Consider the following 18,372-nt stretch of genomic DNA (forward strand, 5'->3'; position numbering starts at 1 on the left):
GGTGATTTACAGGCAGTCTTTTGTTGGGGAAGGGTCCGTTTCGGACTGGGCGGTGCCGTCCATTTGATGGCCTGCAATCATCCGGATCCACGCGGTGCGGTTACTCCGATCAACGTGGGCAGCTCGCTCGAATGAGAACTCATCTTTTTTGCGAATGAGGCGTCATGCCCCAGTCTCCGGACCGCCTGGGGCTGCCTGATTTAAGTCACCTAGTGGGGCGGCAATCATCGCTTTCGCAGACCTGTGGGGCCGATGGAGCACAGGCGAATTTCAGTGCAGAACTTGGAAGGTGGCCGATCGTCCTCGGGGTAGAGGAGGATGGGCGCATGCCGGGACAATTCGAGTGGGTGCGTGATCTCAGACGGAGTGAGTGGCTTCGGGCGATGGAAGCTGAGCCATTCGGAAGCATTCTGTCCGTTGTGCCTCGCGGTTTCCAGTCATACGCGCGCGTCTTTCATCCGGTTGAGCGGGACCGCCCGCGTGACACGAAGACGTGGCGGGGCGTCGATGAGAGTACGCACTTCGACGGTGTCGCTGATATCGGGGCGGCGCTCGAGACCGAGGTGACAACCTGGGCGAACGCTGCGGCATCCTTCGGCACAGCCATGCACTCTGAAGCGCAGTACGCACGACTGCTACCGCGCGACGACGGTACTGCCGCTATGGCGATCGCCCCAGACGGCTGGCGCTACGCGGCCCCGCGCGAGGGATGCATCGATGCCGCCTCGCTTGCGGCAGCATCCGCGGTTCTTGCCCGTCACACCGGGACTCCGGATGCTGGTATCGCCGCAGTGTGGGAGGGGTGGGGAGGCCTCGTAAGTTCGGCAGGGGTCGCCCGGCTCACGTTCGAGGTGAGTGACGGCCAGTCCGCACGGATTGCTGATGCGGGGGGTGAGGATGGCGGCGATCCGGAACCAGGTTCGGGGCTGCTTGCTCGAGAGGTCGCGACAGGGTCACGGTTCGATCTGCACGGAAACACTGGGCGACACTACGTTCTGTTCGAGGTCGGCGCGAACGACCTGGCGGATAGGGCATGGCCTGAACGTGCACCCTGGGTCGATCAGCCCATGTGGGCGCAGTCGCCGAGCATCGTGTGGCCCGAGGATCATTCCTGGGTTCTTGCAACAGAGATTGACTTCGACTCGACACTCGTTGCGGGCACCACGAAGCTCATCCAGGAGTTGGTGCAGATGCCCGGCCTCGAGGTGCTGTCGATACGCACCGATGCTGACCTGACGTCGGAAGGTGACCGGCTCAACCGCAGCAAGTAGCGTCGCATCGCCGAACTGGCCTGAGAATGAAGCATTCGGGAGGAGTCTGGATGCCAATGCTCCGCATGGCCGGGTGGTCAGCGGGGCGGTGGTCCCGCCAGGAATCTCACATGCCCATTGACTCGGTCAGCGAAGAGCGGACAGCCGGCATCAGTCAGCGCGGCGGGCAAAGGCTTGACGCTGTGTCCGCGAGCACGTTTGGCGCTCCATTACTTCAGCTGTGCCTTGGTGACCCGGCGGACGGAGTCCTGCGCGCCGTCGTCGACGAGGAGAAAGAACTCGTCGGGCGTGTAGATCTCATAGGGAAGAAGATCGGGATTGCCGAAGTCGCTGCCGTTGCTGGTGAGCAAAAAATTGGAGGCCGCTGCAGTTGCGGCGGCATGGACGTGCCGGTCGTGGGGGTCCGAGCCGTGGAACTCGATGGACCCGTCAAAGTCGGTGACGACCTCGTCGAGGTTTTCGATGAGGTCATCGTGCAGACGACGGGTTATGTTTCCGTCGAGTTCAGGCTGCAGGCGCCGTCGAGCACGAACTGTTTCGGTGACCACGTCAATCGTTGAGTGGAGCTGGAACATCTGCTGCGTCTCGTTGCGCAGCAGGAAGAGCCAGTCACGCGTCGTTCGACTCAGCAAGACGTTGGCGTCGACGAAGACTCTTTGAAGCATGAGCCTCAGAGTATCGGTTGAGCTGCACTCACTACTTATGGTTAGTGACCAGGTCGTCGATTTCGTCGTCCAAGCTGCGGAGAGAGGCGAACGCTGTGTCTCGTTTCTCGTCACGTGCATTGCGGAATGCGAGCACGTCAGCGGTGACAAGTCGTGTGTGGGAGCCGACCTTCTTCGAAGGAATTCTGTCGGACTTTACGAGCTTCATCAGCGTCGGGCGTGACACCCCGAGCAACTCTGCGGCCGTGGTGGTGGTGAGTTCATCGGGGAGTGTCATCACGGAAACCGCACCGTGGGCCGCTCGATCGAGCACACGGGTGATGAATGTCCTGAGGTCGGGGCTCAGCCGAATCTCACGCCCATCGTCGACGGTCACAATAACGCCCGTGAAGGCGTTGTTGTGCGCTTCCCTGACAAGAGCCGCCGCTTGCTTGCGCAACTCCTCGTCGATGACAACGGTGCCATTGGATAGGAGGGTGGTGGTCATGTGTACGCTCTCCTCGCAACTGTCGCGTGCGGAACCCTGAATAGCCCACTCTAAGACTTTACAGTTATAAGTGCAACGGCGTGGCGCAAATGGTCATCGACTCGTTGGTCATTGCCCAGTAGAGAGGCCGTACCTGCCCGTGCAGGGCTTGCCCACTTTGCCCACACTTGAATAGATTCGGCATGATCCACAGGGCGTCGCGGTGACTGAAAACCCTGGATTCTACGGGCATGTTGGCGACTAGACAGGCTGTGACTGGGCGGGACTTTGGGTTCAAATCCCACCGGTACCGCCACGAAAAACCCCCTACATCCCAGTGTTTCACTGGGGAGTAGGGGGTTCTTCTTTGGCACGATCCGGATTGGAAGGGCTGGTGGGGTGGCGAGCCGCCGTTCGGCACCCCGGTCTACGTCCTCACCCGCACCGCACCGCGTCCGTCGATCCCGATGCAGGGCGGAACGACGTTCCACTTCCGCAACGCAGCAATCGAGGACGTGCTCGCGGAGGCGACCGAGGCTGCCGGCGTCCTGGACGTGCGCGTCGGCGGTGGAGTCCGCACCGCGCGCGACTTCCTGCGCGCCGGCCTCGTCGATCACTTGCATCTCATGGTCGCCCCGATCTTCCTCGGCCGGGGCACTCGACTGTGGGACGGCCTGCCCCGCCTCGACCTCACCCACACGGTGACGACGGAAGTGGCCGAGAGTGGCACAATCCACGTGACCTTCGCACGATAGGACGATTGCTGATCGGAGCGCTGTTAGCACCTTCCGATCCTGCTGTGTAGCGCTAACATCCGCAGTGGCTCGTCGCCCGGGAGGTCCGTTTCGAAACCCTGGATTTGCAAGACGCTTTCCCAGTCTCGAGTGTATTCACCTGCTGTTATCTGATGGTGTCGTGAAGTGTGCGGGCTATGTGTCCGAGTGTTTGTTCGGCGGCTGGTTGTGTGGCGGTCGGGACTCGTGATTCGGTGAGGGCGGCGACGGCGAATCGGGTGCCGTCGTTGTGCTCGACGACTCCTACCTCGTGTCGGAGGTTGAGGAAGGTGCCGGTTTTCGATGCCCAGCGGGATGTTCCGGTTGCAAAGTCAGGCGTGAGGCGGTGCCGCATCAGGTTTGTGCTCATCATTTGTTGGGTGGTGAATGCCGTTTCGGGGCTAGGGGCTGAGTGGATCCAGATCTGCTCGAGGAGGTTGACGAAGCTTCGCGCCGAGCCGGCGTTGGCTTGAGTGATGTCGAGTTGCGGGATGAGGTGTCCTCCGCCCGGTGTGCCTGCCTGGATGGCTAGGGTGTGGGCGAGGTGGGCCTCGTGTGGGGCGAGCCGCTCGGCGAGAGTTTGGTAGAGAGTGCGGATGGTGTGGCGGATACGGAGGCCGGGTATGTGCAGCTGCTGCATAAGGTGATCGACCATGCGCGGCGTGCAAATGTCGAATAGTGCGTCGGCGGCGGTGTCATCACTGATGGAAAGCGCGAGGGAGACGAGGTCGAATACTGCGACCTTGGTCGGGTGTTGGAAGGTGCAGAGCCCGGTCAGCCCGGGTGTTCGGTTTTCGGGAAGAAGTTCGATCGTGCGTGCCGGGTCTAAATCGCCGGTTCGGATCATCTCGAGAACAGTGAGAGCGAGAGGCACTTTTACCAGTGATGCGATGGGGAAGATGGTGTCTGGTTCTATCCCGATCTCGGTGCCGGTGTCGAGGTCGCGGACGAGGAAGCCCCCTCGTAGTCCGGCTTCTGCAAGTTGATTTTCTGCGTCAGCGAGGATCTGCTGGAGGTGTTTCATATGATTCGACCGCCAAGAGCGCAAGCGATGGGAGAAGCGCTTCCGTCGAGCAGCTCGGCGTCGCGTTCGCCGGTTCTGCTTGCGAGAGCGTAGCCCCGTACGAGGTGCAGCTCTCGAATGTGCCGCCAGTGAAGTTGCAGGTGGTCTGCTTCTCGCTCCGAGCACAGGAGCAGGTCTTTGCTGCCTGCCACGCCGGTGACTGCTTCAATCAATGTGTCGGCGACTTTCAGCTGGCCGGGCTGTAACGAGATCGAGTTCGCCAGCCAGGTGATGCGATCGCGAATGTGCGGGACGTTGTCTTCGGTTTGAATCCACAGCTTGCGCGTCGGTCGTTTCATCTCGCCTCGTCGCACTCGGATCGATTCGAGTTGAAACTGGCTATCTCCCGTAGTTTGTGCGGATGCCACACCGAGATTTACTTGCCACACCGCATCCGCCGCCGGTACGGGCTGCACGGCGTACTCCGCTTGCCCGACCCTGACCATCTCGCCTCGCACAGCAGGCTCTGCCGTCTCGATTCGCAGTGCGAAGTCGTGTTTACGGGCCGCTATTGCTATCTGTGACAGATCTGCCACAGCGAGGGCCGTCGGCATCATTAAGGTGACGGGCCGGTGTAGTTGTCGTCTTGCCTGATCGCGTAGCCCCTCCGCAAGTGACACGATCGCCGATGCGGATGGAAGCAGAGTCCGACCGAGCTCGGTCAGCTCGACTCGCCGGGTCGTCCGATCAAGAAGCTGGCCACCGAGATGGTCCTCTAGTGACGCGATGCGTTTGCTCGCTACGGACTGCGGAATACCGCACTCGGCGGCGCCGTAGGTGAAGCTTCCTCTTCGACTTACGCTCACGAACGCTTCGCAGCCAGCAACGATGTCCATACGAGGATTCTTGTCTATTCCCTAACGGAATCAGTAGCGCTTAATAATGATTGGACTGACTACAGTTTGTCCCGAAGAGTGTCGCCATGGCAACTACTCTTCCTTCCGGCCCAACGCGGCGCGCTCTCCTAGTCGGTGGGGCAGCGATGCTCGCGCTGGCCGGATGCTCGACCGCACCCGTTCCTCGAGCCACCACCGATGCCTTCAACCGACGAATCGAAGACCTCGAAATGCAGTCTGGTGTGACCATCGCCGTGACCGCGGTCAATCTCGGTACGAACCGACGCGTCCAGCATCGATCGACAGACTTGTTTCCGATGTGCTCGCTGTTTAAAGTCATTGCCGTCGGCGCACTAGTGAGTGAACGTGGCTATGACGAGCAGTACTGGAACACCCCGATCCCATTCACTGCAGCAGATATCGTCGTAAATTCACCTGTCGCCTCCAAGCTGACGACTTTGACGATGACCCCGGATGAGATGGCGGATGCAGCGCTTCGCTTCTCGGACAACACCGCAGGGAACCTCTTGTTGCGAGAAATTGGCGGGCCAAAAACCATCGCCCGAGTCGTTGGTTCTTTCGGCGCCACCGCCACCCGGTTGGATCGCATCGAACCCGAACTCAATGAGGGACTTCCTGACGATCCGCGAGACACAACCACGGCTGATGACATGGTGGCCGTCCTGCGTGCGCTCCTCGTCGACGGAGGAGCCGGACAACTTGCCCGAAGCAAGCTCCACGACTGGATGCTCCGTAATAGCACCTCGAGCACCCGGGCACGCGCGGGACTGACCGGCTCATACGAACTCGCGGATAAGACCGGTGCAGGAGGTTATGGCATCGTCAACGACGCTGGCATCCTCTGGCAAGACGACACTGACCCCATCGCTCTGTGCATCCTTACCCGGACCAACGACCCCAACGCAAAAGGTAACAATGACGTGATAGCCGACACCACGCGACTGCTCGTCTCCGAACTCGGATGATCGCCAACAAACCGCGACCTGCACGCACTATCCAGTTCGTGCTCGCTTGGGCGGTCGGAGTTATTGGAACCATCACCACAGCCATTTCCTTGTTCCCTGAGGTGGCCAGCATCGCCTCAGTAAGGGACGTATCTTCCCTGGGGTCCGCCGCTGCCCTACTGGTCGTGTCCGTGATATATCTCTCCGTCCCCATCCTTATCGCGTTGGCCATCGCGAATACCGGCCGTCGATGGTGGCTCTGGCTGACCATCGCAATAGCGGTCATCGTCTTGCTTCGAGTCGCCCGCTTCGCAGTGGGTTCGCTCGGTGTCTATTGGATTACGTTTTGAGTCGCGGCGAGCCGTATGCCGGCGCGACGACACCGGGACGCCGCCCGCCCGGCCCGATGACGTGGCTCGGTGTCGCGCTGGGCGGGATCACCCTGGCAGCACTGTTCAGCGGAGGTGATGGGCGGGCGGAGATTTGCGCCGAGTTGAGCGAGTCCATTCCGGAGATCGCTGGGTTCAGCGAGGTTTCGACGATGGCTGATTTGCGCGAGTTCAATGAACCGAGCGCCGACTTGCGTGCACGCTTCACCTCTTCAGGAGAGGTTTATCGCGTCATCGACTCGTCCGTCGATCGTGCCCGGATCGCTCTCTGGAGGAGGGATGTACCCGGCCCCGGACCGGGACCTTACAGCTCTGATCCCGAACGAGGATTCAGTACCGAGGAAATAGTGGTGGGCACAGCGTGCGCGTCGATAGAGCGGACGGGCCACAAGGTCACCTCCACACCAGTCGATTGCCCCCACCCCCTCGCGGCGTGGTCACCACCAACAGAGGTGGCTTCGTGGACCCGAGACGCGGCTGCTGCCTGGGTGGTTCAGGTCAGCGTCAGCAGCCTCAACCAAGACGTCAGATGGCTTCTGTTTCATAGCAGCGACGGCAGCCAGCCGCGTCACGAATTGGTCGATGCGGACGCCGTGGTGGACGTGATCAAGAAGGCGCGTTTGTCGTCGGCCGACACCTCCGTACGAGTCGCCGTCGGGGATGTTTCTCAAGAGGGCAGCCGTATTACGGGCAAGGTGCGTATAGCAGCGTACGCCCCGGAGGAAGCCAACACCACAGCCAAGAGCGCATCCACTGCGTGCTTCATCCTCGACGTAGATCTTCAACTGTTCGATCAGTACGGATCATGGGAGCCGCTGATTCCTGAGGAACTCGGGGCTAGTAATTGCGCTCAAACGTAATTACATTGAAGCGCAAATGGATGGCTTGAGCACGATATTTCTCGCGCTGGCTGATCCATCGCGCCGCGCACTAATGGAGCAGCTACAGAAAGGGGAGGCGACAGTTACCGAACTCGCCGCCCCGCACACGATCAGCGTGCTTTTTATCTCACGCCACCTGAACGTACTCGAGCCGGCCGGGCTCATCACGGAAACCAGCTCCGCTCGATGGCGACGGGCAGGACATTCCGGCGAAAAATCTTTGCCTCCTATGCAGAAAAAGATTCAGGGTCCTGCCCGGCCGGTGCCCGCTGACGTCACTTGAACCCCATTTTGGGAGTTATCCAACGACAAGGTTCTGATGACCATCGATGAGCTCGCGCATGATGTCAAGGTGGCCTGCGTGCACTGAGGTCTCAGCAAGGACGCGAAACACGACCTCGCGCCCGTTAGGCAGCGGTGGTGCCTCGAAGACGCCGGCTGGAGGCCTCCACCGGGGAAGGGCGTCGAAATCGATTCTCCTGAGCACCTTGTCGCTCCGAGCGCTCGCGCTTGTATGTTTCGATTGCTTCCGCGCCCGTCATCGGGTCCGATGCCCAGCCGTCGTGAAGGGCTTCGATCGCTCTCACGTCACCGCTTAGAACGGCCGAGATCCAGAACCTCTCGTCGTCGTAGGCGAGGTGGTTGAGAAGCCGCGTGATCGTCCAAACAGACGGAACTATCACCCGATGCATCGCATCCTCCGCCAGCCCGTCAACCGCTCGCAGCACATGCTGGCGCTCGTTCGCTAACTGTGCGAGCAGTTGTGCGTCACCCATGTTCAGCAGTCCCCTGCTCATCACACGTGCGGATTGGATTGGCGAATGTGCCAGGTGGTGATGGCGGTGCTATGTGCAACTCGGTCAATTGTGGCGCTCCATCCATCACGGGTGCCGCCTTCCATGAGGTCGCGCACCTCCTCATCCGCCAGCTGCTCGGGAAAGGCGACAGTGAGTTCGAGGTGTGTGCCTTCTGCGACGTCGCGGAGGTTGACGGTCACGATCGGTGCTTCGAGCTCGCGGTCTCCGACGAGCTCTGGCCATCCTCCAGCCGCTCCCCACCGAAAGACCAACCGTTCGTCTGGAACGACTTCGAGGTATACCCCGCCGGTGGGGTATTGAAGATCGTCATCGACCACCATTTGTTGACGCCATACGCCGCCAACTCTGAGATCAACCTGGATAGGCGCCGTGGGAGTGGGCATAGCGGGGTTGTAAAACCAGGCGAGGTTTTCCGGCTCAGTCCAAGCCTTGAAAACGATATTGCGCGGTGCCCGCAGGATGCGGGTCAGGGTAAAGCTTCTTTCAGTGCGTGTCTGGGACATCATGCTCCTTCTTCCTGTCAGGGCATTCGTTCGTGGCTGGAAACATCGTCGTGAGGTGCTTTTCGAGACCGTCCAAACGCGTTTTGAAGAACCGGCGGTCGGGCCCATCCATTGATGCACTGCTAGCAGTGATAATGGATTCAACCGGCAATACCGCCACTGAGCGTCAAGGGCCATGAGGAACTGCCCACTGGCGGTGGCAGCCAGCACTCGTGGGGGAGGTCGCCCGCTCGGCGCCGTCCTCGGTTCGGCAATTAATGCGTCCGATACCTCGCTTCACGCATGCTCCCCGGATCGTTTCAGGCTCCTGTAGATCGTCGTCACAGGCGTGGCATTGCGATCGTGGGGCGCCGGGCCGTCAGGTTCATGAAGTCGTCAGGTCGGTCGAGGCCCGAACTTCGTCCATTGTCCTTCGGAGACCACTTGGACGGAGCCGTCGACGACCTTTATGGCCGTCTGTTCGTCGGTGGCGTACCTCGAAGCGACCCGCCTTCGAGATCAACCCATCCGGCCGATCCCGAAGTCGGGTCGCGTTGCTACAAGGCTGGGTTGGTGAGGCGGTGCCAGGCGGTGGCGGGGGTGATGTCGGCGGCGAGCGTGAGCGGGACGCGGATCGACGTGCCTTGATCTTGTGAGGCCGCGCTGAGTGTGAATTCGAGCGAGCCGACAGTGGAACCGGTCAAGCCGTCCTCCAGGGACAGTGCTGTTGCCGTTGCTGTGACGGTTGTGCCTTTCCAGACGAGGGCCGACGCGTCTGTGCCGGCCACGACATCGCTGTTGTTCATGGCGCCGTTGATCCACTCGGGTGAGTACGCGCCCACACGATCACCTGCTGTGACGAGCTGGACGCGTTCGAAGGCGGGTGGAACGCTCGCGAGGACATCGAGGAGAGCCGCGTTGCGCTCTCGCCAGGTGTCTGCCCCGAGGATCGCTCCGACCACGGTGATGATCGTAGCGCCCACCGCTACTTCGGCCGAGAAGAGGATGCACGAGCCTGAATCGTAGTCGGTGCCGGTCTTCATGCCCGTGATTCCTGCCGTGCCGAGCAGGCTGTTGAGGTTTTCGATCTCTCCGATGTTGGGCAGTATCGCCGTCTTCTCGGACACGACTCCCGCCAGTACTGGGTTCGCAAGAGCCAGCTTGCCGATCTCGACCAGGTCCCTCGTGGTGCTCACGTTGGAGGCTCCGAGCCCGCTCGTGTTGGTAAGCGTGGTACCGGTGAGCCCATTATCGGCAAGCCACGTCCGGGTGGCGTCGAGGAATGCGTCGACGCTCCCGAATGCCCAGATCGCGAGTGTCTTGCTGTAGTTGTTGGCTGAGGGCAGCATCATCGCTTCCAGCACCTGCCGTTGCGTGAACACGGATCCGGAGACGACCGGTGCCCAGGAACCGTTTTCTGCGATCGTGTCGTCGAGCCATTGGACGTCATCGTCGGTGATGTGGATGTCCGGACCATTCTCGCCGGCGACGATGGGCTTGTGCTCCAACACGACGAGCGAGGTGATCATCTTTGCGAGGCTTGCAATCGGGAAGGGGTCTTCGCCGCCGCTAGAACTCAGGACGCCGTCGAACCCAACCGCGCCGAGCGCTCCACGGCCGACCGACGGCCAGGCGATCTGCGCGGCAGCGCCTGTTTCGATGACCGGTGCTGTGAGTGTGGCGGTCGTGGTCGGCATCGGCTGGGTGAGCGCAGCCGTGCTGTACCCAGCGGAGCCCAGGACGACGACCGCGACGACTGCCGCAATGAATCGACGGCGGCGAACCGGCCGCACCGAGCGTGTGGAATCCATCAGACAACTATCACACGAACGAAGCAGCAGCCCCGCAGCGCCCCTTGGTGTCGCAGCACCTAAAAGCATTGAGGGCCCAACAACCAGCCCGAGGATCGATCCGGTATTTTGTGACAACTTGAATGAAGTCCACCTTATTGCTGTCTGTCGTTTCGTTCGTTTCGTTCGATTCGTGGCAGTTGAGATCTGTGCCGCGTCGTCACCGAGATACCCGTCGAGGGAACGCCCGTGGCATAGCAGCGCGATGACTTCGGCGAGGCACGAGGCAACAGCTCGCTGAGCGCTCACCGAAAACGGCCCGTAAGACGTTCGGCGGATTCAACCGGTCGTCGCAACGGTGGTCGCGGCGTGAAGCCGACCAGTGTTGACATCAGGTAGTGGACCGACGTTGAAAACCCGCGGCAACATTTTGGCAACATTTGAACGAAATTGCATCGGTTTCCAGGTTGCCGGTTGGGCCTCGCCGGCGACTGGGAGACGAGAGTTTTCACCGAGACTGGCCAGTCGGTGCGCAGTGCTGACGGGTGCACAATGATGCCGCGCACATCCCTGACGCTGACCCGCCACGGCCGCGCCGCCTGGAAGACCCACCTCGCCGCGCTCACCGAAATCACCGGACAGGAATGAACCCGACGCTACGCAGTCTCGTCAGAGTGCTCCAGGTGTCTCGTAGGTCAAGAGTGGGCACTTCGAGGAGAATTTTCGCTCTGCGCGGGGTACATCCGACGAAGAGGCCTCGCGCGTAGATGTCGTGCCCAACGAACCAGCTGGATCGTGAACAGTTCGCCGGTTGAATTTGGTCTAGATTTAGGTGCCGCCGGTGCACGTCTCGTTGGACAGCATCCGCGCTGCGAAGTCCTTTGTCGCCAACGCATGCAGCCCGGTAACGAACCAGGAAAACAGGAACAGCGACCGGAATCTGGAAGGGTTGAGACCATGCCGGTTTGGCTGCAGGCTCTATTTTGGGGAACGCTTGCCGGCGCGGCATTGGTCCTTGGTTCTGCGTTGGCGTGGTGGTGGAGCATTCCCGCTAAGTTCGTTTCCCTGATCATGTCTTTTGGTGCGGGTGTGCTGATTTCGGCGCTTGCCTTCGATTTAGTTGACGAAGCCGCCAGAGGCGGGGGCCTGTGGCCTACCGCGACCGGTTTCCTGGCTGGTGCGGTGGCCTTCGTTACAGCGAACGCACTTCTCGCACAGCGGGGAGCCAAACACCGGAAACGCTCCGGAGGGAAGCAGCCCTCTGAAAAGGAGAGTCCGGGCAGCGGGACGGCAACTGCGGTTGGTGCCCTCCTGGACGGCATCCCTGAATCCGTCGTCCTGGGGCTGGGACTTGTTGCGGGGGGTGCGGTCAGCCCGGCAATCTTGGCTGCCATCTTCATTTCCAACGTGCCGGAAGGTCTCTCCAGCACGGCGGGAATGAAGAAAGCCGGCCGGAGCGCCGGTTACGTGTTTGGAGTTTGGGGAGGGATTGCTGTCGTCTCGGGGGTCGCCTCCCTTGTCGGCTATGTCAGTTTGCAAAGCGCCTCGGTCGGACTTATCGCGTTCATCACAGCCACGGCTGCGGGAGCCATCCTGGCCATGCTTGCCGACACGATGATTCCCGAGGCCTTCGAGGAACATCACATGTTGACGGGACTTTTCGCCGCTGTGGGATTTTTGACCGCGTTCACAATCAGTCGGGTCGGTGCCTAGGGCACCTGGCAGCCAAGCGAAGAGTTCCCTGATTTCCGCGCTGGTCGCTGGCGCAGGGGCCGCCGTCGGGCTCGGAACCCAAGCGGATCCCAGGCAGGCTGCCGACGCCGCAGCCGAGAACGCCTCGACTGTGGGCCTAGTCGGAGGGATCGCCCTGATCGTCGTGGTCTTCGTCTCCTACCTGTGCGGTGGCTACGTAGCGGGCAGAATGGCGCGCTTCAGCGGAGCGAAGCAGGGCGTCGCCGTGTGGCTGTGGGCTCTGATCATCGCAGTTGTGCTCGCCATCGTTGGAGCGATCGCGGGTAGCCAGATGAACATCCTCGCCAACCTCAACAGCTTTCCACGCATCCCCATCAACGAAGGCAACCTCGCCCTCAGCAGCGTTCTCACGGCCATCGCAATCGCGCTGGTCAGCCTCGGCGGCGCCGTCCTCGGCGGTGTCGCGGGAATGCGTTTTCACCGCAAGGTCGACAGGGTCGGCCTCGGAACTTGAGTGGACAAGAACACGAAGCTCAGCCCGCACACCTGCGTGTCCATGGTTGAAGTATCGAACAAAGAGGAAAAACGTCCTGGCCCGACAAGCTGCCCACTTTCGGCCAGGACACCCCCGCTCGGTCGGGCCGGTCAGCCCGCCGAACTGGCCGCAGCTGAAGCGTCCTTATCTCGGGCGCCATTCTGCCGGTCACGGGCGGACGCGGCTTCTAGCGGTCAGGAGTTTTGTGCGAAGGTTGCGTTGATGTAGTCGGCCTCGGGAATGGGTTCGGGGTAGATGATCGCTCCCAGTTCCATCCACATGCGCTCCATCGCAGCGAGCTGCTCCGGCAGCGGTGCGAGGTCGGGCAGCCAACGGTACAGCGGCACCGCCGACACCTGCTCGGCCGTCTGGCCGGTCGCGGCCGCGATGATGCCCAGGTTTTCGTCGCTGTAGCGGTCGTCACCCTGCAGGTCCTGCGCGCCCCGGGTCAGTGCGGTGAAGAACTTCTGGGCGAGATCCGACGACGCGAAGTCTCCGCCGTAGATGACGCCGGTGCCGGATGTTCCGGCGGGCGACGTCCACAGGCTCACCGCGGTGCCGTCGTCAACGGGCATGTTCCAGAACGGCGCCGACGCGAACGCGGCGTCGATGCTGCCGTTGGCCAGGGCGGTGGGCATGTCGGGATTGCCGAGGGTGACCAGTTCGACGTCGGTGATCGAGAGTCCGGCTTTTTCCAGGGCCATACCCACATAGAAGGCGCCGGTTCCGCCGGCGCCGCCGGCCACGGCGACCTTGCGTCCTTCCAGATCCGCGACATCGGTGATCGTGCCGTCATCGACGAGCTTCTTCGACGCGATGAGCGCCGAGGGCGGTTCTTCTTCGTCTCCGGCCGAGACACCCATGGAGCCGACGACCTTCACGTCGAGGCCGGTTTCGACCGCGCTGAACAGTCCGGCCGAGAAACCGGACACTACGACGTCGAGCTTGCCGCTCGCGGCGAGCGGTACGGCGTCCTGTCCCGACTTGATCGCCTCCAGCTTGAGCTCGATACCTTCGTCTTCGAAGTAGCCCTTGGCGTCGGCAACGTAGAGCGGCGAGAAGATCGCGAGCTGAACGTGACCCACGTTCACCGTCTGCAGGTCTCCCGACGCGGCCGGGGCATCCGTTGCGGTGCAGCCCGACAGCGCCAGCCCAACCAGCGACACTGCTGCGATGATTCTCAGTTTCTTCACTTTTTTGTTTCCTTTTTCTTGAGGCTGTTCGAATTACGCCATGGAAGGAGCACCCGTTCCAGCACGATAATGAGCCCGGTGACGAGCGCGCCGATGACCGAGACAACGATCAGGCCGACGAACATCGTGGCGGGCTGAAACAGCTGCCACGAGTTCCAGATGAGATAGCCGAGACCGTTGTTGGAGGCGACGAACTCCACCGCTGTGACGACGATCACCGACATGCCGGCGGCGACGCGTAGCCCGGTCATGATGGCCGGCGCGGCGGCCGGAAGCAGCACGTTCAGAAACAGGCGGATGCCGGTGGCCTTGTAGGCGCGCGCCGATTCCAGGATGCGGGGGTCGATCTGCGTGATGCCGGCCAGGGTATTGATCTGCACGACGAAGAACACCGAGATGGCCACGGCGAGGATCTTCGGCGTCTCGGTGAGGCCGAAGATGAGCAGCAAAAGCGGCAGGATGGCGATCTTCGGCAGCGCATACAGTGCGGTGAAGGTCGGGCTCAGCGCCGCTCGAATCGGCCGCACGACGCCCATGATGAGCCCGGCGAACACACCAAGAATCGAGCCGGCGACGAAGCCCAGGGCGAGGCGACCGACCGTGGCCCCGATATGCACGGCCAGCGAACCATCGGCGACCATTTCGGCACCCCGCTCGGCGATGGCACTGGGCGGGCTGAATAGTCGGGAATCGAGCACACCGGTAGCGGCAGCGAGCTCCCAGAGCGCGAGCAGCACGATGGGGGTGAGGATGGCGAGGCCGAGGTCGCGAGCGCGCAGTCGCTGTTCCCGCCTGAATTCCTGGTCGATGGCCTGATCGAGTTCGCTGGTACGACGGGCGACAGTCTCGGTGACGGTCATTTGAAGCTCATCGAGGCTTGAACCTCATCGCGCAGCGATTCCCAAATATCCTGTTTCATGCGGGCGAACTCCGGGCTGGCCTCCATGGCGACACTGCGCGGGCGACCGAACGGCACGTCGATGATCTCCTTCACGCGGCCCGGCCGGGCCGACATCACCACGATCTGATCACCGAGCAGCAGGGCCTCCTCGATCGAGTGGGTGACCAGCACCACGGTCTTGCGTTCAACCTCCCACAGCCGAACCAGCTGCTCCTGCATGAGGATGCGGGTCTGAGCGTCGAGGGCGCCGAGCGGTTCGTCCATCAGCAGTGACGGCGAGCCGGTCGCGAACGCGCGCGCGATGGCGATGCGCTGCCGCATCCCGCCGGAGAGCTGGTGCGGGTAGGCGTCTTCGAAGCCGGTCAGGCCGACCTCGGCGATCCAATTGCGGGCTTCGCTCTCGCGCTGTCTTTTCGACACCGCGGCCATCTTCTGGCCGAACGCCACGTTCTCCAGCACGTTGAACCACGGAAACACGCCGTGTTCCTGAAACACGAAGGCCGAGCGCGGTACCCGGGTCTGCTCGAAGTTAATCTGCACGTCACCCGAGGTGGCTGTCTCGAGGCCGCCGAGAATGCGCAGCAGCGTGGACTTGCCGCATCCGCTCGGGCCGACGATGCAGGTGAACGAGCCTTTTTTCAGGTTCAGGTTGATGTCGCTCAGCGCATGAACCTGCCCCGAGCCGCCGAAAACCTTGGAGAGGTGGCGTACAACAAAGGCGTACTGGCCCGGGGAGTCAGTCATTGCTGTTCCTGTCTGTGTCACGAAGCCAAAGAATGGTGGTTGCCCAACGCTGACGACAGGCCGATGTCGGCGCGGGACCAGCCGGAAGCCAGGAGCGACGGGTCTGTGTCACTGGCAGCGAACATCCGTTCGGCGAAACGTTCGGAATCGCCCTCGGACCTCCAGCCTATTGCAGCGTCGCCCCTGCCTGGCGGACCCTCGAGCAGACCCGCTCTGGTGTTAGGTGGGCTCTTCTTCGTTGGCGCGTGTTTCGACCCAGTCGACGTCGTCATCGGAGAGGTACGTGCCGGGTTGATCCGTTTCACTGTCCGGGTCGATCTCACCGCCGGCTCTGGCGATTTCGGAGACGAACTCGGGCGGCACGGCGTCACCGTTGTTCTGCATCAGCCACTCCCGCGTCGACGGCATCAGCTTGGGCCACCACAGCTCGATATCCATACGGCGCAGTCTGCCACGATGGCTGATGCTGCGCGACGGGGCGTCCGCGCGGGAGTGTGCCTGCACGATCGATAAACTCAAAGCATGTCAGACCAGCACTTCGAGCAGGATGAAACCCTGCGCCTGCCGACCATCCAGTTTCGCGTCGTACTCGATCTGGGACCCCGGCTCGCTGCGGCCGTCACCCTGCCCCCGGAGCTGGCGCATCCCGACCTGTTTGCTGACCGTGACGACGAGGGCGGGGCGCTCAATCTGAGCATCGACTATGACAGCGGCCAGTTGCACGTGCTGCTCGACGAGGCCGGACCCAGCTTTCACTACCACGGCACGAGCGACCCGTTCGAGAGCCCCTGGCCGGCCGACCAGACCGAAAAACTGCTCGAGTGGGCGCTTATTCTGGTGCAGGCGGTCGACGCCCTCGATGATCTGCTCGACTCGATCTTCGAGGCCGCCGAGTGGTTCGAGCAGGGCCTCACACTGTACGTTCCCGAGACCGAACCGACCCAGCTCGAACTGATCGAGGTCGGTATCATCGGTGAGCTGCTGACGCTGCCCTGGCTCGGTTCCGGCCGGGTCGATCACGAGCACATCGACGGCGACAACCACCCGATTGCCCTGCTCTGGAACATGAACAATGCTGACCCCGACACGCCGATAGCCCGGGCCTGGCTCGACCCGGAGACCGGTGAGCCGCGCACAGCCGCCGAACCGGGGGTGGACTGGAACGCCGTTGCCATGAGCGAAGATGAAGTTCTGCAGTGGCTCGTCGGCATCTACACCAACCACCATGTGGCGCCGACGCCGGAGGCGCAGATCATGCGCGCGGCGCTCGAACGCATGGGCGGCATCAGCTGATCAGCCCCTGCGCGGGCCACGGGTCAGCCAGGCGAGCAGGCGCTCGATGGGCCCCTTGCCCAGGAACTGTCGCCACAGACCGGCACCGAGCAGGGTGAGCAGGAGCATCCCGACGAGCAGCGGCCAGCCGGGATAGTCGATCTCGGTGCCACCGGCGACCACGGCCAGGGCGAGAATCTGCACCGTATAAATGGTGAGCGCCATCGAACCGGTTGCAGCGATCGGCGAGAGGATGCCGCGCAGGCTCCGTGCCGGGGCCTCACGTTCCACGGCTGTGAGCCAGAGCAGCGCAGCGATGAGCATTACGGCGAGTCCGCCCGAGCCGAGCACTTCGGCGATGGAGCCGGAATGGGCCTGCGCGCTGATGCCCGGTACGACGACCGCCGCGCCGTACCCGGCGACCGCCGCTGACGCACCCGCCCCGACCAGGGCCACCTGCGTTCTCGGCCGGGCCAGGTCGGAGCGCGCGATGATGAGACCAGCGAGCAGAAACGGCATCCAGATGAGCACCGGGTAGGTACCGTTCAGAAAGAAGTAGTCGACGAAGTAACTGATCGGGGGCGCACCGGCATCCACTTCATTCTGGGCGGCGCCGAGCAACGGCGCGCCGACCAGAAAGATGACGCCGATCACGCCGAGCAGCCACCGGTGTAGAAAGAGCATCGGAATGAGCAGCAGGAACATGAGGGCGTAGAAGTGCAGGATAACGGCCACGCCGCTGTTCAGGCTCGAGAGCAGCACGCCGAGCAGGAACAGGAAAAGGGCACGGATCAGGATGCCGATGACGCGATCGGAGCGCTGGCCGCGCAGGAGTGGATGCGCCGACCCGGTCATGATGCCGAGCGATACCCCGGCGAGGGTCGCGAACAGAATCGACGAGCGGCCGTCGACGAACAGTTCGGCGTCTCCTGCGCGCGGGACGGCGTGAGCGACGAACATGCCGATGATCGCGAGGCCGCGTGCGATGTCGATGGCGACGACCCGGTCACTCACTTGCGGCCTGGTCTGCATGCACACAGGCTACGGCTTCGTCAGGCGAATCACCCGAGCGCCTTGATGCTTTCGGCCAGCGTTCCCGCAGCGTCGAGAGCCAGCGTCGTGGTCATCTGCAGCCGGGCTCTCTGGCGAGCGGATGCGGCGGCCGTACCGGGCCAGGAGCGGGGAGCGGTAGCCTTAAGTCAGAAGCAATTAGAGGAGTGATAATGCAGGTCATCGTGAACACCGACAGCAACGTCAACGGCACCGAGCGGGTCGCCGGAGCGCTTGAAACCATCGTCGAAGAATCCCTCGCACGCTACGGCGAACGTTTGACCCGGGTTGAGGTTCACCTCATCGATGGCAGCGCCGGACGCAGCAGCACCGACGACATCAAGTGCACCCTCGAGGTTCGCCCGGCCGGTGGAACGCCGGTCGTCGTGACCGAGAACGCCAACGCCGTCGAGGAAGCCCTGACCGGTGCCCTGCACAAGATGAAGAGCCTGCTCGAGACCCACTTCGGCAAGCTGGATGCCCGCAAGGGCAACCTCCCGATGGGTGAGGTCATCTAACCGCGGCATCCGCTTTGGTGGCCCGTGTTTGAGAAGGTGGCACGTGTTCAAACCAGTGCCATCTTCTC

At 62.3% G+C, this 18,372-nt stretch carries 21 protein-coding genes and 2 pseudogenes; 11 read left to right on the forward strand and 12 right to left on the reverse strand.

Annotation, left to right across the window (positions count from 1 at the left end; translation table 11 throughout):
* Positions 1-326 precede the first annotated feature (326 nt).
* On the forward strand, positions 327-1,271 hold the full coding sequence (locus tag BMW72_RS02595) for a hypothetical protein (RefSeq protein WP_092106986.1): 945 nt from the start codon (positions 327-329) through the stop codon (positions 1,269-1,271).
* A gap of 209 nt (positions 1,272-1,480) precedes the next feature.
* Here BMW72_RS02595 and BMW72_RS02600 read toward each other — a convergent pair whose 3' ends face one another.
* Positions 1,481-1,936 carry a PIN domain-containing protein gene (locus BMW72_RS02600; RefSeq protein WP_092106988.1) on the reverse strand — a complete coding sequence of 152 codons (456 nt, stop codon included), beginning with the start codon at positions 1,934-1,936 and terminating at the stop codon, positions 1,481-1,483.
* A gap of 31 nt (positions 1,937-1,967) precedes the next feature.
* On the reverse strand, positions 1,968-2,423 hold the full coding sequence (locus BMW72_RS02605; protein WP_092106990.1) for a helix-turn-helix domain-containing protein: 456 nt from the start codon (positions 2,421-2,423) through the stop codon (positions 1,968-1,970).
* Positions 2,424-2,869: 446 nt separating this feature from the next.
* On the opposite strand from BMW72_RS02605, the gene BMW72_RS02610 reads away from it, so the two are divergent.
* Positions 2,870-3,157, forward strand: coding sequence for a dihydrofolate reductase family protein (locus BMW72_RS02610; protein WP_241983921.1), 288 nt, complete (start codon positions 2,870-2,872; stop codon positions 3,155-3,157).
* Between the two features lie 145 nt (positions 3,158-3,302).
* Here BMW72_RS02610 and BMW72_RS02615 read toward each other — a convergent pair whose 3' ends face one another.
* Both BMW72_RS02615 and BMW72_RS02620 read right to left on the reverse strand, forming a co-directional pair.
* Positions 3,303-4,199 (reverse strand): serine hydrolase, encoded by an 897-nt coding sequence (locus BMW72_RS02615; RefSeq protein ID WP_092106992.1) that lies wholly within the window; start codon positions 4,197-4,199, stop codon positions 3,303-3,305.
* Positions 4,196-5,074 (reverse strand): LysR family transcriptional regulator, encoded by an 879-nt coding sequence (locus tag BMW72_RS02620; protein WP_092106994.1) that lies wholly within the window; start codon positions 5,072-5,074, stop codon positions 4,196-4,198. Before BMW72_RS02620 ends, BMW72_RS02615 begins: the two co-directional genes overlap by 4 nt.
* 146 nt (positions 5,075-5,220) lie before the next feature.
* Here BMW72_RS02620 and bla point away from each other — a divergent pair, with 146 nt between their 5' ends.
* The 3 genes from bla (at position 5,221) to BMW72_RS02640 (ending at position 7,592) form a co-directional block, all read left to right on the forward strand.
* Positions 5,221-6,060, forward strand: a complete 840-nt coding sequence (gene bla, locus BMW72_RS02625) for a class A beta-lactamase (protein ID WP_167361057.1) — start codon at positions 5,221-5,223, stop codon at positions 6,058-6,060.
* A 325-nt stretch (positions 6,061-6,385) separates the two neighbouring features.
* Positions 6,386-7,288: a hypothetical protein gene (locus tag BMW72_RS02635; protein ID WP_134450376.1), complete on the forward strand. Its 903-nt coding sequence runs from the start codon at positions 6,386-6,388 to the stop codon at positions 7,286-7,288.
* A 16-nt stretch (positions 7,289-7,304) separates the two neighbouring features.
* Positions 7,305-7,592 carry an ArsR/SmtB family transcription factor gene (locus BMW72_RS02640; protein WP_092107003.1) on the forward strand — a complete coding sequence of 96 codons (288 nt, stop codon included), beginning with the start codon at positions 7,305-7,307 and terminating at the stop codon, positions 7,590-7,592.
* 15 nt (positions 7,593-7,607) lie between these two features.
* On the opposite strand, the pseudogene BMW72_RS02645 reads toward BMW72_RS02640, so the two are convergent.
* The 3 genes and pseudogenes from BMW72_RS02645 to BMW72_RS02655 all read right to left on the reverse strand — a co-directional run bounded on the left by BMW72_RS02645 (position 7,608) and on the right by BMW72_RS02655 (position 10,420).
* A pseudogene (locus tag BMW72_RS02645) lies at positions 7,608-8,106 on the reverse strand (mycothiol transferase).
* The gene (locus BMW72_RS02650) at positions 8,106-8,807 is read right to left on the reverse strand and encodes an SRPBCC family protein (protein WP_134450377.1); all 702 of its coding nucleotides are present in this window, start codon (positions 8,805-8,807) and stop codon (positions 8,106-8,108) included. Before BMW72_RS02650 ends, BMW72_RS02645 begins: the two are co-directional and overlap by 1 nt.
* A 359-nt stretch (positions 8,808-9,166) precedes the next feature.
* Entirely contained in the window at positions 9,167-10,420 is a 1,254-nt protein-coding gene (locus tag BMW72_RS02655; protein WP_166787737.1) for a D-alanyl-D-alanine carboxypeptidase family protein, read from the reverse strand.
* 531 nt (positions 10,421-10,951) lie between these two features.
* Between BMW72_RS02655 and BMW72_RS19155 the strand changes: the two genes are divergently transcribed.
* The 4 genes and pseudogenes from BMW72_RS19155 to BMW72_RS19160 all read left to right on the forward strand — a co-directional run.
* On the forward strand, positions 10,952-11,047 hold the full coding sequence (locus BMW72_RS19155) for a transcriptional regulator (RefSeq protein WP_241983924.1): 96 nt from the start codon (positions 10,952-10,954) through the stop codon (positions 11,045-11,047).
* 309 nt (positions 11,048-11,356) lie between these two features.
* Positions 11,357-12,112 (forward strand): ZIP family metal transporter, encoded by a 756-nt coding sequence (locus tag BMW72_RS02660; RefSeq protein ID WP_092107009.1) that lies wholly within the window; start codon positions 11,357-11,359, stop codon positions 12,110-12,112.
* The gene (locus BMW72_RS02665) at positions 12,105-12,605 is read left to right on the forward strand and encodes a hypothetical protein (protein WP_092107011.1); all 501 of its coding nucleotides are present in this window, start codon (positions 12,105-12,107) and stop codon (positions 12,603-12,605) included. The genes BMW72_RS02660 and BMW72_RS02665 overlap by 8 nt, the downstream gene beginning before the upstream one ends.
* 71 nt (positions 12,606-12,676) lie before the next feature.
* Positions 12,677-12,817, forward strand: a pseudogene (locus tag BMW72_RS19160) (NAD(P)-dependent dehydrogenase); the annotation flags it as partial.
* 3 nt (positions 12,818-12,820) lie between these two features.
* Here the strand turns inward: BMW72_RS19160 and BMW72_RS02670 are convergent.
* The 4 genes from BMW72_RS02670 to BMW72_RS02685 all read right to left on the reverse strand — a co-directional run bounded on the left by BMW72_RS02670 (position 12,821) and on the right by BMW72_RS02685 (position 15,902).
* Positions 12,821-13,819 (reverse strand): ABC transporter substrate-binding protein, encoded by a 999-nt coding sequence (locus BMW72_RS02670; protein WP_092107013.1) that lies wholly within the window; start codon positions 13,817-13,819, stop codon positions 12,821-12,823.
* Positions 13,816-14,679, reverse strand: a complete 864-nt coding sequence (locus BMW72_RS02675) for an ABC transporter permease (RefSeq protein ID WP_092107015.1) — start codon at positions 14,677-14,679, stop codon at positions 13,816-13,818. The genes BMW72_RS02670 and BMW72_RS02675 overlap by 4 nt, the downstream gene beginning before the upstream one ends.
* Positions 14,676-15,464 carry an ABC transporter ATP-binding protein gene (locus BMW72_RS02680; protein ID WP_092107017.1) on the reverse strand — a complete coding sequence of 263 codons (789 nt, stop codon included), beginning with the start codon at positions 15,462-15,464 and terminating at the stop codon, positions 14,676-14,678. The genes BMW72_RS02675 and BMW72_RS02680 overlap by 4 nt, the downstream gene beginning before the upstream one ends.
* A gap of 219 nt (positions 15,465-15,683) precedes the next feature.
* Positions 15,684-15,902 (reverse strand): hypothetical protein, encoded by a 219-nt coding sequence (locus BMW72_RS02685; protein ID WP_092107019.1) that lies wholly within the window; start codon positions 15,900-15,902, stop codon positions 15,684-15,686.
* Between the two features lie 84 nt (positions 15,903-15,986).
* Here BMW72_RS02685 and BMW72_RS02690 point away from each other — a divergent pair, with 84 nt between their 5' ends.
* A complete protein-coding gene (locus tag BMW72_RS02690) occupies positions 15,987-16,757 on the forward strand; it encodes a hypothetical protein (RefSeq protein WP_092107021.1) in 771 nt (256 codons plus the stop codon).
* On the opposite strand, the gene BMW72_RS02695 is transcribed toward BMW72_RS02690, so the two are convergent.
* Positions 16,758-17,768, reverse strand: coding sequence for an acyltransferase family protein (locus tag BMW72_RS02695; RefSeq protein WP_092107023.1), 1,011 nt, complete (start codon positions 17,766-17,768; stop codon positions 16,758-16,760).
* A gap of 191 nt (positions 17,769-17,959) precedes the next feature.
* On the opposite strand from BMW72_RS02695, the gene BMW72_RS02700 reads away from it, so the two are divergent.
* Positions 17,960-18,304 carry an HPF/RaiA family ribosome-associated protein gene (locus BMW72_RS02700; RefSeq protein ID WP_092107025.1) on the forward strand — a complete coding sequence of 115 codons (345 nt, stop codon included), beginning with the start codon at positions 17,960-17,962 and terminating at the stop codon, positions 18,302-18,304.
* Positions 18,305-18,372: the final 68 nt, after the last annotated feature.

It is taken from the genome of Cryobacterium luteum (genome assembly GCF_900110125.1).
Taxonomy (GTDB): Bacteria; Actinomycetota; Actinomycetes; order Actinomycetales; family Microbacteriaceae; genus Cryobacterium; species Cryobacterium luteum.